This window comes from Saccharibacter floricola DSM 15669 (genome assembly GCF_000378165.1).
GTDB classification, from domain to species: domain Bacteria; phylum Pseudomonadota; class Alphaproteobacteria; order Acetobacterales; family Acetobacteraceae; genus Saccharibacter; species Saccharibacter floricola.
The window spans coordinates 64595-78821 of the sequence record NZ_KB899336.1 but is presented as its reverse complement, the minus strand read 5'-3'; the positions used below and the strand labels follow the sequence as shown (position 1 = coordinate 78821).

10 protein-coding genes are annotated in these 14227 nt (G+C 51.5%); 3 read left to right on the top strand and 7 right to left on the bottom strand.

Annotation, left to right across the window (positions count from 1 at the left end; genetic code table 11):
• Positions 1-1460 (top strand): autotransporter outer membrane beta-barrel domain-containing protein (locus F457_RS12210; RefSeq protein ID WP_156809357.1); only part of this gene is annotated, 1460 nt, incomplete at its 5' end.
• A gap of 70 nt (positions 1461-1530) precedes the next feature.
• Here F457_RS12210 and F457_RS13240 read toward each other — a convergent pair.
• Entirely contained in the window at positions 1531-3489 is a 1959-nt protein-coding gene (locus F457_RS13240) for a glycosyltransferase family 2 protein (protein WP_018980025.1), read from the bottom strand.
• Between the two features lie 191 nt (positions 3490-3680).
• Here F457_RS13240 and F457_RS0104905 point away from each other — a divergent pair, with 191 nt between their 5' ends.
• On the top strand, positions 3681-4505 hold the full coding sequence (locus F457_RS0104905) for an aldo/keto reductase (protein ID WP_026294209.1): 825 nt from the start codon (positions 3681-3683) through the stop codon (positions 4503-4505).
• Positions 4506-4555: 50 nt separating this feature from the next.
• Here the strand turns inward: F457_RS0104905 and parE are convergent, their stop codons facing one another.
• Together parE and F457_RS0104895 are read right to left on the bottom strand one after the other, a co-directional pair.
• On the bottom strand, positions 4556-6502 hold the full coding sequence (gene parE, locus F457_RS0104900; protein ID WP_018980023.1) for a DNA topoisomerase IV subunit B: 1947 nt from the start codon (positions 6500-6502) through the stop codon (positions 4556-4558).
• A 124-nt stretch (positions 6503-6626) separates the two neighbouring features.
• A complete protein-coding gene (locus tag F457_RS0104895) occupies positions 6627-7163 on the bottom strand; it encodes a hypothetical protein (RefSeq protein ID WP_018980022.1) in 537 nt (178 codons plus the stop codon).
• A 190-nt stretch (positions 7164-7353) separates the two neighbouring features.
• Between F457_RS0104895 and F457_RS0104890 the strand changes: the two genes are divergently transcribed.
• Entirely contained in the window at positions 7354-7941 is a 588-nt protein-coding gene (locus F457_RS0104890; RefSeq protein ID WP_018980021.1) for a hypothetical protein, read from the top strand.
• A gap of 84 nt (positions 7942-8025) precedes the next feature.
• Here F457_RS0104890 and F457_RS0104885 read toward each other — a convergent pair whose 3' ends face one another.
• From F457_RS0104885 to topA, 4 genes are all read right to left on the bottom strand, one after another.
• On the bottom strand, positions 8026-9168 hold the full coding sequence (locus tag F457_RS0104885) for an OmpA family protein (RefSeq protein WP_018980020.1): 1143 nt from the start codon (positions 9166-9168) through the stop codon (positions 8026-8028).
• Between the two features lie 96 nt (positions 9169-9264).
• Positions 9265-9612: a DUF1491 family protein gene (locus tag F457_RS0104880; protein WP_018980019.1), complete on the bottom strand. Its 348-nt coding sequence runs from the start codon at positions 9610-9612 to the stop codon at positions 9265-9267.
• 12 nt (positions 9613-9624) lie between these two features.
• The gene (locus F457_RS12200; RefSeq protein WP_083912709.1) at positions 9625-11370 is read right to left on the bottom strand and encodes a S41 family peptidase; all 1746 of its coding nucleotides are present in this window, start codon (positions 11368-11370) and stop codon (positions 9625-9627) included.
• 194 nt (positions 11371-11564) lie between these two features.
• Entirely contained in the window at positions 11565-14213 is a 2649-nt protein-coding gene (gene topA / locus F457_RS0104870) for a type I DNA topoisomerase (RefSeq protein ID WP_026294208.1), read from the bottom strand.
• Between the last annotated feature and the right edge of the window lie 14 nt (positions 14214-14227).

Genomic DNA, 14227 nt, shown 5'->3' with positions numbered 1-14227 from the left:
ATCATAATGGTTCGTCGAACACTGGTGGCGGCACGAACAGCAAGCCTGACGATGGCAATCATAATGGTTCGTCGAACACTGGTGGCGGCACGAACCCCAAGCCCAATGATGGCGGGGCTACGAATAATGGTAGTCACACACATAATGAAACCGGAAACGGGAGTAATAATACGGGTGGTTCTGGTGGCAATAGCGGCAATAATCCGCCAACGCCAACGCCAACGCCAACGCCAACGCCAACGCCAACGCCAACGCCACAAGTGCCTAACTTTCATCTCCAAGCTGAGACACGCAATGAGAGTGCCGCTGCAACAGGTTTAGGACAAATGGTGGCTGCAACGCATGGTGGTGGCGCTTTGGGGGATGCTATCGTTAATCTAAAGACGCCGGAAGCGCATAATGCGCTCAATGCTTTGTCTGGTGAGATCTATGGCAGTACGAAGACAGCCATGGTGAATGATAGTTTTTATCTCCGTGATGCGTCGATTAATCGGTTGGATTGCATTGATGATACGTTGCGTTTGTGCCCAACAGGAGGAACAGAACAAAAGCCTGGAGGCGTTGATCCTAACCATCGTGTTACCGTGTGGGGGCAAGTATATGGGTCACGAGGGGGTAATAGTGGCAGTGGTTCAAACTACCTGAATGCAGCTCACCTAAATCAGAATGCTGTTGGATGGATTATGGGGGCGGATACTGACGTGCACGGATGGCGTGTTGGTGGATTGCTGGCTTATGGACGGTCTATGTTCTCTAATGGGGGATCACGCCGCTCCTCAGGTTATGCCAACAATGCTTCTCTCGGTGTGTACGGGGGGACGTCATGGGGCGTTGGGGGCATTACGCCAACAGCGCGCATTACTCTGAAGATGGGCGCGGACTATACGTGGAATGTGCTACAGACCAACCGCCGTATTACAATTCCGGGTTTTTCGGATCATACGAAGTCAACAAGCCTAGCAGGAACAGCGCAGGCTTATGCAGAGACGGGCTATCGTTTTGTAGCGAAGCTGGGCGGGTCTGCTCTTGAGCTGGAGCCTTTTGCGAGAATGACCTATGTCAGCTACCAGCAAGGGGCTTTTCGGGAGCATGGGGGTCTAACGGCTCTTAACGTTCGTGGACAGCAAAGCAACCTAGGATATTCGACTGTTGGCTTAAAAGCGGCATCGTCCTTTGACCTTGGTTCTGTGGTTTTCTCGACGCACGGAAGTCTCGCTTATCGTCGGGCCTTTGGTGCGTTGCGTGGGACGGCGCGAGAGCGCTTTAATCAAGCAGGTGGCGGCGTTGGATATGATATGAGTGTGATAGGAACGCCTATCTCTGCAGATACGGCCGTGGTGAACACGGGAGTGTCCGCTCATCTCGCGCGTGATCTAACAGTACAACTGGATTATATCGGCCAATATGGTAACCACCTGACAACGAGCGGTGGAACAGGTAAAATCAGTTATAAGTTCTGAGAACATCCTCAGAAGGTATGAAAAAGGAGGGGAATTCCCCTCCTTTTTTGTAGGTTCAAGAACGTGCCGTTCACGCGACGGGTGGGATACGGTCTTTCATTTCCAACTCAAGGTCTTGAAGAATGAACCGCCACTCAGCATCAATGTTACTAAAGACCTTATGGGCGTGGATTTGGGCCCAGAGGTCATGAATCTGGTCGCTTAATGAAGCGCGGATAGCGCTTTCTGCAGCGCAGATGGTAGGATTGGTGCGAAGCTGGTCGAGTTCTTGTCGCAGAGCCTCCTGTCGATCCATCATCCATACATTGCGTTCATGCTGTGGGTCTTTGGCTTGCAAGCCAAAGGCATTCGCCCATTGGTTGGTATAGCGGCTTGTGTCGAGGTCTTTCTTCGCATCAGCTCCGCTATTACGCGCATGTTTCCATGTCCATTCAGCGATTGATTTAAAGTAATAATGGGAGATGGAAATACGGTCGAAATGCCCTTCATCGGCAAAAGCAGGGTCATGAGGGAAACCAGCAGGAGGATGCTGGTATTCATGCCGGTCGCCATTGGTGAGGCGGAACATATAGGGCGTTACAGGGTTCCAGACCGGATGGTGAGGGCGAGAATGGAGAGTTCTGTTAGGGCGGCACGCTGATTTAACTAAGCGCCAACCTTCACCAATGGCCCCATTGCCAATAATGCGGAAATTGCGCTGGGTGAGGGGCTTAGCAAGATCAGCGAGACCATTGTCGTTTTTGCGCGAGCCAATGAAGCGCCAATTAATAGCGAGTGCATCGGTTTGCCAATGGTCAATCCAGTCAAGATAGTCGTGTAAGGATGGATACGCTTTGGGGTCAAGCGTGATGAACTCGTCCCCATCCATAATGAAGCACCATTGGAAATTTAGAATATCAGGCAGAACATTAAGGGCATGACCATAGGCCTTAAATTGTGGACTTGTGCCTGCGGCTGTTGGGTTGTCGATCCATGTAATAAGTCCTTCCTCAGCGAGTTCAGCAAGGAGGGCTTCGGACTTATCGGTATTGTCATTACTGTAGATGAAGAAATGCTCGACACCGAGCGTGCGATGATAGGCGATCCATTCAAGGAGATAGAGCCCTTCATTACGCATGGTGGTAAGCATGCAAACGCGACGTTGCGGTTCAATCGTGCGACGGGCGGCATGGGTAAGTGCGTGCAGGAGGCCCGCAAAAGAACCATCCGCGCCACTGTCAGCAAGGAAAGAGTCTTCTTCAGGAGAATGTATTTTTTGCGGGGTTGGGAAAGGACTAATAGAGCGGCCTGCATGGGCCCAGCGTTTTTGCTCCCACGTGGCGAGTTGTGGGAAGGCTTTCTCCAGCCATATGTTAGGCGGCATGTGAGAGGCGAGCTTTTGGCGAAGCGCACGATCATGGAGGAGCCGCTCACCGACGCGTTCTATAACATTCCATCGTATGATGGGCAGGAGGCTATCCAAAGCGGGGAGAAGGGCATCACCTTGATACTCTTCAATAAAGGAAACACATGCAGTCGCTGTGAGACTACGACGGAAAAGGCCCGTAATCGCTTGTGCGATATGGTGGAGATGATCCGTGCCCTGAATGGGAATCAGGCTATATTCTTCCCATCGCATCACATGGTGACAGTCTCCGACAACTGGGTTTTCTGTTTTGCCGTCATGAAACGGGCGGGTGGTCATATATTTGCCAGGACGTGCAGGGTCTTCAAGTGCGACAAACTGCCCTTGGTCACCACTGACGCGGGACACAATACTTAAGGCCGTGCCGCGAGCTGTGAAGTGTTCAAGCCAGATTTGCGGCTGCTTCTGCCCTGGACCTGTTGTGAGGAAGAGGTAGCCGGGGATGGCCTCGATCTTCATGGCAATAAGTGGCGTAAAGCCAGAATTATTTGGATAACGGGCATTATAAAGCTGGCCATTATCAAGCTTTACAGCGAGATGGGCCTCATGGGCTGTTTCTATATGGAAGAAAGAGACAGCGTTATTGGGTACAGCTGGTGTGTGTGGATCCCTGTTGTGAGACATGCCGTTTTTTCCCTTAGTATTCGGTGTCATGAGACCATCATCGTGCGTGTTGTTATAAGGGGCAGCTCATGGAAGAGGCAAGAAAAGAGCGGCACAGCGCGATAATGAAAAAGCCTTTAGTGTCATTTGCCTTCATTCTGACAGAGGGAATGCGTAGCGTAGCCCTGTATCTGATGATGAAGGAGATGATCATGACAGAGCATTCTATCCCCCGTATTCCGTTGCATGATGGTCATTCTATCCCTCAAATTGGGCTTGGTGTGTGGCAAACCCCAGAGGATCAAACGGCAGATGTCGTGCGTAAGGCGATTTCTTTGGGATATCGTGCTGTCGATACAGCGCGCTTGTATAAAAATGAAGCTGGCGTTGGTGAAGGTTTGGAACACCATCCTGATGTTTGTGTGACCACCAAGCTATGGAATGACGATCAAGGTTATGATGCGGCACTGCGTGCATTTGATCATAGCGCGCACTTATTGCGTCGTGATGTGATTGATTTTTATTTGATCCATTGGCCGATGCCCCATCAAGGACAGTATGTTGAGACGTGGAAGGCGTTGATTCATCTCAAGAAAGAGGGGCGCGTGCGTTCGATCGGCGTCTCTAATTTTGCAGAGGAACATCTTGAACGGATTATCGGGGAAACGGGTGAGGTTCCGGTGCTCAACCAGATTGAGCTTCACCCCTATTTCCAGCAAAAAGCGCTGAGGGAGTTTCATTTAAAGCATCATATTCAAACGGAAGCGTGGCGCCCTCTGGGCAAAGGGGCGATTTTGGATAATCCTGTCATTGGTGAGATCGCCAAGAGACATAGCAAAAGTCCGGCTCAGATTATTTTGCGTTGGCACGTGCAGAATGATCTGGTCGTGATTCCAAAATCTGTTCATCCACAGCGGATGGCTGAAAATATTGCTGTTTTTGACTTTCAGCTAAACCATGAAGAAATGGCCCAAATGGCGTCTCTTGACCGGGCTGATGGACGGATGGGGGAAGACCCTATGACGGTACGTTTTTAGGCGGAGTTTCTATAGGTCGATAGGAGAAACTCTCCCATCGACCTATGGGTTTAGATATCAAGAAGCTCTACCGAATCCGCATGCTCTTGAATAAAGCGGAAGCGCAGCTCGGGCTTACGCCCCATGAGGCTCTCAATCCGGTCGCGTGTGAGGAGGTTGTCTTCAGGCGGGATCGTGACACGGAGCAACGTGCGGCGCGCTGGGTTCATGGTCGTTTCTTTAAGGTCAGAAACGGGCATTTCTCCCAAGCCTTTAAAGCGGGAAATCTCAACCTTTGCATTGGGTTTGAAGTCCGTTTTCAAGCGGCGAACACGGTCTTGGTCGTTCATCGCATAAACGGTTTTGCCCCCATGTGTGAGACGGTAAAGCGGCGGTTGTGCCAAAAAGAGATGGCCATCGCGCACGAGCTCGGGCATTTCCCGATAGAAAAATGTCATCAGCAAGCTGGCAATATGGGCCCCGTCCACATCGGCATCGGTCATGATGATGATGCGGCCATAACGGAGGCGATCTAGATTAAGCTGTTTCCCAATGCCGCACCCTAATGCTTCGATAAGGTCACGAAGTTCTTGGTTGGCATGAAGCTTTTCTGCTGTAGCCGACGCCACATTGAGGATTTTCCCCCTCAGAGGGAGAACAGCTTGCGTTTCACGGTCGCGTGCTTGACGGGCAGACCCACCAGCGGATTCCCCTTCGACAAGGAAAATTTCGGTATCATGAGCATTCGTGCGGCTGCAGTCGGTCAGCTTGCCGGGCAGGCGGAGCTTACGGGTCGCACTTTTGCGGGACGTTTCTTTATTCTCACGTCGGCGTAAACGTTCTTCGGCACGCTCAACAATATAGCCGACAAGAGCATCAGCCTGCTGTGGATTCCCACCGAGCCAATGGTCGATTCTGTCGCGCAGAGCCCCTTCAACAAGGCGGCTGGCTTCTTGTGTCGTGAGGCGGTCTTTTGTTTGGCCCTGAAATTGCGGGTCACGAATAAAGACGGAGAGTTTCGCATTAATCGTCCCCAGCACATCTTCTGCTGTGATGGCAGCTGAACGACGAATTTTGCGCTGGTCTCCCCAATGACGGAAGCCCTTTACGAGCGCGGCGCGTAGTCCGTTTTCATGCGTGCCCCCTTGGGGGGTTGGAATCGTGTTGCAGTAGGATGTTAGGCCGCTGGTGCCACGATCAAGAAAAGCAACGGCCCACTCCACGCGTCCGCCTGTTTTACCATCAGCTGTGCGGGGAAGATCCGCTTCTCCAGCCCAGAGAGGGGTGAGAAGTGTGTTTTCATTGTTAATCTCCGCGCGCAGAGCGTCGGCTAACCCATTGGGGTAATGGATGACGTCTTCTTTGGGCGGGGTATCGTCCCCTTTTAAAAGATCAGGGTTGCAAGACCACCGAATCGTCACTCCACGGAAAAGGGCTGCTTTATTTTTGCATAAGCGATAGAGCCGGATAGCGGAGAAAGCTTGTTTACCGAAAATCTCAGGGTCTGGCTGGAAACGAACGGTCGTGCCGCGTTGGCGTGCAGGAGCCTTGCTTGTCTCAAGGTCAGAGGTCGGCAGTCCACGGGAAAAAAGCTGACGAAAGCGTGTGCGATCGCGCGTTACTTCTACCTCAAGTCGTTCGGAGAGGGCGTTGACTACAGAGCTTCCAACACCGTGCAGCCCGCCAGAGGTCTCGTATGACTTTCCCGAGAATTTTCCACCGGCATGAAGGGTGGTGAAAATAACTTCGAGAGCTGATTTCCCTGGGAAACGCGGATGAGGATCCGTGGGGATTCCGCGGCCATTGTCATGCACCATAAGGGTATGCGCGTCTTCTAACACGACCTCAATAGAGGTGGCATGACCTGCGACAGCCTCATCCATCGCATTATCAATAATTTCGGAGGCCAAGTGATGATAGGCATTATCATCAGTGCCACCAATATACATGCCAGGACGGCGACGGACAGGTTCTAGTCCTTCTAGAACTTCAATATCCTGAGCGCCATAATCGGTCATAGAGTCAAGCTTTCGGCGTTACGGTGGAGGGCATCGGCGGAGGGGCGGTGAAGAGCTACTCCCTGCGTGAACATATGAGTGCTCTATGTTTCCTGCCACCCTCCGCTATAGCATGTAAAGCGTGTTATTTATGATGAGCGGTGCGGCCGTGGCGGCTGCGCACGGCAGGGCGTGGAGCGGTGCAGCTTTCGTAAGAAGCAGGCTGCGCGATGTCTTTGGCCTCAGCATAATGGGAGAGATCGTCTGCCGTGTCTAACGCGGCGAGCTCATCAAACATAGGTACGCGCTGATCGCAGAAAACAGTGCCAGATTTTAGCCCTCCTAGGGATTGTACATCGGCAAGTTGGGTGATGTAATCATCACGTTTGCGATCCCCTTGGCGGCCATACGTGCTGTGGAAATAGGTTTCGATTCGTTTTTCAGCTTTATTGAGAAGAGGGCGGAAATGCCCCACGAACTCATTATAGCGGCTTTGCGTTTTGCAAGACAGGGCCGTGACCATCAGCTCAGATTTCAGCCCTTCAAGGTTGAAGGCCGCATGAATATCATTGGAGGGGTGGCAGGCAGCAGCACGGGCTGAAGGACTCCCAACAAGGACGCTAAAAATAGCAAGCGTGGCCCCGAAAGAACGGAAAGAAAAAGAGCGACAGGAAACAGGCATTCGGCAAACTCCCACTGACAAGTCTTTCGCGTATATCATGAGTTTCTTAAAGAAGGCATCGTATAAGAAAGAAAATTCGTTTCGTGACATTCTCTTTCACGCCAAGAGAGCCTATCCTCTTCTTTTCTTTTATGCCTGATGACAGGGTGAAGTCTGCTTAAGTCTTCCCCGTTTTTTTCTGGAGTTGAACGTGCATTTGCGAGGTTCTATTTTAGGTGCGGGGACGCTGGGCGCCGCTCTCCTGTCTCTTTCCGGTTGTGCCCAACAGCCTGTTTTGCCACAGGTTGCCTCGGCTCCTAACCCTTTTGCGTATGACAAAATATCGTCTCTTTGTCAGGTTGCTCCCCTCCAGACGGCGCCTAATGGTGCGTTGAGTGTGGATATGACCGTTGGGAGTGGTGAAGGGGCTTGTGCTGTCTCAGTGAGTAAAGAAGGCGGTGGAAGCTATGCGTCTTTTGGGGTGAATGCACCGCCTGAGCATGGCAAGGCATTTCTCTATAATTATGATGGCCGCACCTATATCCGCTATACGCCGGTTACAGCGTATGATGGAACGGATCAATTCGGCGTGGAGCTGATTTCAGAGCATGCTCAGCCTCGGCGCGAGTTGACCGTTAAGGTCAAAGTAGAGGCTGTGGGAGTGACGGCACCTAAAGCAGCTCCCGTAGCGGCAGCACCTTCTAAAGCTGCGGTGGTGCCTTCCAAACAAAAGACCTCCTCTACGCATGCTGTGCGTAAAGCAACGTCACGTTATCGGAAGGCGCGCGTTCATCATTAATGTGAGCGTGTGATGATAAAAAAGGCCGGGATAGTCCCCGGCCTTTTTTATGGTGATTGCGATTAAGCTGTTCCGGCTATTCTCTTATTGAAAGTCAATTTCAACGCGGCGGTTTTGTGCTTCACGTGCGCCATTGGCTGTAGGGATGAGGGGCTGACTACTGCCATAGCCTTTTACTGCAATGAGGCCTGAGGCAATACCATCGCGGACAAGCTCGGCTTTTACGCTATTAGCACGACGTAGGGAGAGTGCTTGGTTAAAGTTTCTTCCACGTGCCGTGAGGCTGCCAGAGCTATCTGTATGGCCATTAATATGGATACGCGTGAATTGCGCTGATGTTGAGTTACGTGCGGCTGTTGCGACAATAGCGCGGGCCCGATCGCTTAATGTACTGGAGTCCCAATCGAAGAAGACAAGGTACGTCCGCACAGGTGTTGGGGCGGGGGCAGCCGTTGTAGGGGCAACCTTAGGAGGAGGGGGAGCTGGGTTAAATTCATAACGGAGTCCCAGCATCAAAGAGTGATTAAAATCTGTGCGTGAGCCACGACGACCACTTACGCTGTCACCCGTTCCACCATTAACGAGAGCAAGATCTCCCGATGCGCTTGCATTGTGTCGATGGCGACCAGCAATCGTATAAAAGCGATATTCAACCGTTGTGGACAGACCGACAACCCATGGCACAGGGAGGGAGGCACCTAACATAGCTTGATAAGCAAACCCGCCAGCTGTGCTGCCGACATGTTGATTATAATTATGCTGCGTTCCGCGTAGGTTAGTGTTCATGGACTGCCAACCATAGCCTAGACCAGCCCCGAAATAGGGATAAATCCAGTTTTGTCCGATATCCATATCGAAGAACGCATTGGCCATGACACCATATTTTTGCTGATGGCCGCTCGTTGTCATCGGAATGTTGGCGCCGTGGAATCCAGAGTAGCGATTCTTGCGGTAGTTCCCCTCAATTTCAACGCGGAAACCATTATCAAGCCCCCAACCGATGCTTCCAAGGCCTGTATAGCCAGCATCATACTCATCCCGTCCCCGTGGGAAGAGGCGTGTATGAGGGTTGACCCGCTGAGCCTGATTAAAGCTTGCCCCACCCGCACCAGAAACGTACAGCCCACGGACAGGCTGAGCATGAGCAAAGCCAAAGGCTAGCACAGACATGCTTGCTGCTAACCCGCTACGTGCTAACAGAGCCATGACGGTGGTGCGTTGTATCATGTGATTACTCTCCAACCAGACAGACGGTATTCTTTTCGCTGAAACTGCACGGAAGTGCAATGTATATTGAGAAAATAGCATGGGGAACCGAGCTATTTATATGTCGATGTCTTTACGTGACCCAAGCGATTTTTCAAATGGGTCAGCGCAGTTTTTTACATCGACTTCAATAATCCATAAGTCAGGATCGTAACGTTTTTGCCGCTCTAGATACAAATCGGCTTTTTCGGGGGCACTTTGCGTCTCATCATGGTCGAACTCATGTCGTCTCCATGATGTGCCTTGTTCTTGTAAGATGACACGACTGCCTGAAGGATCAGTCAGAGTAATGAAGATACTTCCGGCGTCTTCATCTCCCTTCTGGACAATCAGAGCGGGTGTTCCTTCATCATTGAGCTTACGCATGGTTGCGCGAATCCAAAAACCGCTCTTCAGTCCAAACATAAATTTTGTCCTTTAGAAATGAGGTGCAGGAGGATAAGGGAGATCGACCGGGACACTCTGTACAGCTGCTTGATACGCTGCTTGTGATGTTAAAAGCTGTGCTGCAGCACTGATATCACTCTCAGTTCCGTTTCTAGCCGGGCATTGGGCTCGGATAGCACTGGCTTTGTAAGCGGAGAGAGGTGTGCGCTGCGAGCGTGCTTGATAGAGAGCATCTTGTTCTAATGAACGGCCATGTTCAAGCGTAGAAATTTGGGCGGTAAGATTAGGTCGTGTCATGCAAACCTGTGGGAAGAGACCTAATGTCTGTATCGGCCAACCGAGAGGGGCGATATTTCGTCCCCAGCTGACGAGAATCCGCCCCTGGTTGGGGAGTTCTCCAGCTATTTGAACCAGACCTTTCCCATATGTGCTGCTCCCAATAATAACTGCACGATGGTGGTCAGCAAGGGCGGAGGCTAGAACCTCTGAGGCACTCGCAGTTTGGCCGTCAACGAGAATAGCCAAAGGAGCGTTATCGGTCAGATCACCTCCTTGGATGGCCCAAATATGATTGGCCGCTCGATAGCGCCCCTCTGTTGTCGTGATGACCCCCTGGTTAAGGAGCAGTGCTGCCGTCACAACAGCTTGTTGGAGCACCCCGCCGTGGTTGCCTCGGAGGTCTAAGATCAAACCGGGTAAATGCTTTTGAGTAGAAGAAGAGGGGGGATCTCCCTCTTGGTCAGAGACGTCGTTATTATCCGTTAATGCTGAAATATACTGACTGACTTCATCGGCTGTATGATCAGAAAATTGAGTGATGCGTAGAATGGGATAGGGTCCATAGGCACTCAAGAAAACCGTCTCTTGAGGGAGATAAGCACGGTTAAGGGAAAAGGTTTGCTCGTCTCCTGAAGGTGCCCTAACGGTAATGGTTATTGGGCTGCCGGATGGACCGACGAGCCAATGGGTTAGGGTTGCTAAGGGAACGCGCCGCACATTGTGGCCATTAACGGCAATAAGGCTTTGCCCCGCACTAATTCCTTGAGCCCAAGCATCGCCATTGACGTTAACGTTGCTGATGGTGGGGTAAGATACTTCTTGATGACGAGCGAGTGTTAGCCCAATAGACGCGTCTTTATCTCGTTTATTGGGGTTTATTTGCTGGATATTCTGGGGAGGAATATAGCGCGAATAAGGATCTATATTGTGGAAAAGAGTAGCGAAGAAGTGCGTAATAATGCCGTTGCTCCCAGCCGCTCTTAGAGGAGCGCTGTGGGGCCAGCTGTTTTGAATAACGTCCAAAATGAGATCGATCCACAGCATACGGTCGTCATCGTGAGGCAAGGGGCGTGTCAAAAGAATTTGATTGCGAGCATGTAGAACAAAAGTCTCAGGGCGGCCTGGGCTGGAGGGAGAGGTTGTTGTTGTGACAGAAAGAGCTGGATCAATGGTAAGAATTCCATCCAGTCCCCATAAGGCCAGTTCTCTCATAGAATGAGCATGTAACGTGCGGGGGGCGATGAAACTTAGAGCCGATGCAAGAATGTTGCGTACATAATCGGTTTCAGAAAAACTGTCTTGCAGAGGAGGTGAGTTGTGGCTTGCTTCGGTTGGTGAGGGAGGATTGTTCGCAGGAGAGCGGCTGATAGGTGGTTGAGCCACACCTACAGGTGATGTGATTAAAACACCTGCGACAATAAGGGCCATCAATGTGTGTTTAGGAGATGGATAACGTCGTAAGCGGAAGCGTGCAAAGCGGAATGATGACGCAATCATAGGAAGTCCGTTACAGCCCGTTGGCTACTGGATAGAGACGGTACGCCATTATGATAGCTCTGCTCCTCATAAGGTCAGATACCAATGGATAATATGTCAAGAGTATGAGGATGTGGGCTGCTCATGGCAATGAGGCTACATCAATAGAAGATGTAGCCTCAGTCTTTTTAACAGAAAGTGTGTCTTTCCTGTTTTTAAGGTGTTTTTTTTGTTGCGCGACTTTTAGTGGTCGTTGTGCGCTTTGATGATGACGTTGCTTTCTTGCGGGGCGTTGTGCTGCTACTCGCCTTTTTACGGGTTGTAGCGGTTTTTGTTGTTTTGGCCGCCTTTTTGCGTGTGCCACCTTTGAGCGGTTTTCCCTTTTCTTCAAGAAGGGTCAATGCTTCGTCTAACGTGACGTCATCCATTGAACGGTCTTTAGGAAGCGTTGCGACCGTTTGGCCATGCTGCACGTAAGGGCCAAAGCGTCCTTTGCGTACCATGACGTTTTCTTCGTCTTTAGGATGAGTCCCCAATGTGCGGATGGAAGCGAGTTTACGTGCGAGCGCACTGACCGCTTGATCCATCCCAATGGTGAGGACATTGTCATCCTTCCCTAAGGTTCCGTAGATGCTGCCCATTTTAACGTAGGGCCCAAAGCGACCAAGCCCTGCTTCAACTTTTTCTCCCGTTTCAGGGTGATTGCCTAGGAGGCGTGGTAAGGAGAGAAGTCCTACAGCGTCATCAAGTGTGATGGTCTCGCTGGAGAGCGTTTTAGGGATCGTCGAGCGCTTTGGCTTGATCTTTTTATTATCAGGGTCAGGCTCGCCCCTTTGGAGGTAGAGCCCATATGGCCCACGACGGAGGGTAATATCGTCGCCTGTTTCAGGGTCTTGACCGAGAACACGGACGCCGTCTTTAAGCGAATCATCCTGACTACCATCGTCAATGGCAAGAGGGCGTGTGACGCGGCATTCTGGATAATTCGAACATCCTAGGAAAGCACCATGACGCCCTAGTTTAAGGCCAAGTCGGCCTGTCTCACATGATGGGCAGCGGCGAGGGTCATGGCCGTCTTCACGTGGGGGGAAGAAGTGGTTGCCTAGGTCTTCATCCAGTGCGTCAATCACATCGGAGATTTTCAGGTCTTTCGTTTTATCAACGGTGGCTGAAAAATCATTCCAGAAAGACGACATGACGCTATGCCAGTCTTCACGACCACCAGAAATCTCATCAAGTTGCTCTTCGAGAGACGCGGTAAAGCCCGTATCGACATAGCGTTCAAAGAATGAGGTGAGGAAAGCCGTGACAAGACGCCCGCGATCCTCGGGCATAAAACGGCGGCTCTCAAGGCGGACATAGTTTCGGTCGCGCAGCACACCCAAAATAGAGGCATAGGTAGAGGGTCGGCCAATGCCGATCTCTTCCATCTTTTTGACCAAAGAAGCTTCAGAAAAGCGCGGTGGCGGCTGAGTGAAATGTTGGTCAGCTGTGACAGCCCCTGTGGAGAGGGCATCACCTTCATTCATGGCCGGTAGCAAACGCGTCTGGTCGTCATCGCTGCTATCGTCACGTCCTTCTATATAAAGGGTGAGGAAGCCATCAAAGGCGATGATAGAACCTGTTGCGCGGAGGCGAATCTGATCTGTTGGTTCGCTAAGCATTACAGCTGTTTGATCAATCTCGGCCGATTGCATCTGAGACGCCACTGCACGTTTCCAGACCAGCTCATAAAGACGGCGTTGGTCTGGTGTCAGAGCAGAAGCGACTTGGGCCGGTGTGCGTGTAGCATCTGTCGGGCGGATGGCTTCGTGGGCTTCCTGAGCGTTTTTGGCTTTCGTGCTGTAGGCACGTGGTTTCGCCGGGCAGTAGCGCTCCCCAAAGCTTTGGCTGATATGGGCACGAATGGCCTGCACGGCTTCTGCTGCCATGGTGACGCCATCGGTACGCATATAGGTAATCAGCCCGATTGTTTCCCCGTTTAGATCCACACCTTCATAAAGTTGCTGGGCCGTACGCATGGTAACTTGCGCGCTCATGCCAAGTTTACGAGAGGCTTCCTGCTGCAATGTGGAGGTTGTAAAGGGCGGTGCCGGGTTCCGCTTTGTGCGTTTACGCTCAATTTTGGCAACACCAAAGGCGGCATTTTTCACAGCTTCACGGGCTTGAACAGCGCTGGCCTCATTAGAGAGGTCAAATTGTTCCAGCTTACGACCAGCAAGATGGGTCAGGCGTGCTTTGAACTCAGCTTTTTGAGGTGTGGAGAAGAGCCCATCGATAGACCAATATTCACGCGGTTTAAAAACTTCAATTTCCGCTTCACGTTCGCAAATGAGGCGTAGGGCAACAGATTGCACACGCCCAGCACTGCGGCTACCGGGAAGTTTGCGCCACAAAACGGGGGAAAGCGTAAAGCCGACGAGATAGTCCAACGCACGACGAGCGAGATACGCGTCAATCAGCGGTTGGTCTAAGTCCCGTGGGGCCGCCATGGCAGTGGCAATAGCTTTTTTTGTAATTTCGTTAAAAGTAACGCGCTGCACGTCGATGTTTTTGAGAAGTTTTTTCTCAGAAAGTGCACTACGGACATGCCATGAAATTGCCTCCCCCTCACGGTCGGGGTCAGTGGCGAGGATGAGGGTCTTAGCGCCTTTGATGGCTTTAGCGATGGTGGCAATTTGCTTGGTGCCACGCTCATCGGTCTGCCAAGACATGGCAAAATTTTCATCGGGGCGGACACTGCCATCTTTAGGGGGGAGGTCGCGCACATGGCCGAATGAGGCGATGACGGTATAGTCACTACCAAGGTAGCGGTTGATTGTTTTGGCTTTAGCGGGGCTTTCCACGACCACAACGTTCGTCACTGCCATCATCCGTC

Bases quoted from the DNA above. Each gene is read 5' to 3' on its own strand.
- F457_RS0104880 (WP_018980019.1), bottom strand. From the start codon at position 9,612: ATGTTTGGACTGAAGAGCGGTTTTTGGATTCGCGCAACCATGCGTAAG.
- F457_RS13240 (WP_018980025.1), bottom strand. From the start codon at position 3,489: ATGTCTCACAACAGGGATCCACACACACCAGCTGTACCCAATAACGCT.
- F457_RS0104895 (WP_018980022.1), bottom strand. From the start codon at position 7,163: ATGCCTGTTTCCTGTCGCTCTTTTTCTTTCCGTTCTTTCGGGGCCACG.
- F457_RS12200 (WP_083912709.1), bottom strand. From the start codon at position 11,370: ATGATTGCGTCATCATTCCGCTTTGCACGCTTCCGCTTACGACGTTAT.
- F457_RS0104885 (WP_018980020.1), bottom strand. From the start codon at position 9,168: ATGATACAACGCACCACCGTCATGGCTCTGTTAGCACGTAGCGGGTTA.
- parE (WP_018980023.1), bottom strand. From the start codon at position 6,502: ATGACCGATTATGGCGCTCAGGATATTGAAGTTCTAGAAGGACTAGAA.
- F457_RS0104905 (WP_026294209.1), top strand. From the start codon at position 3,681: ATGACAGAGCATTCTATCCCCCGTATTCCGTTGCATGATGGTCATTCT.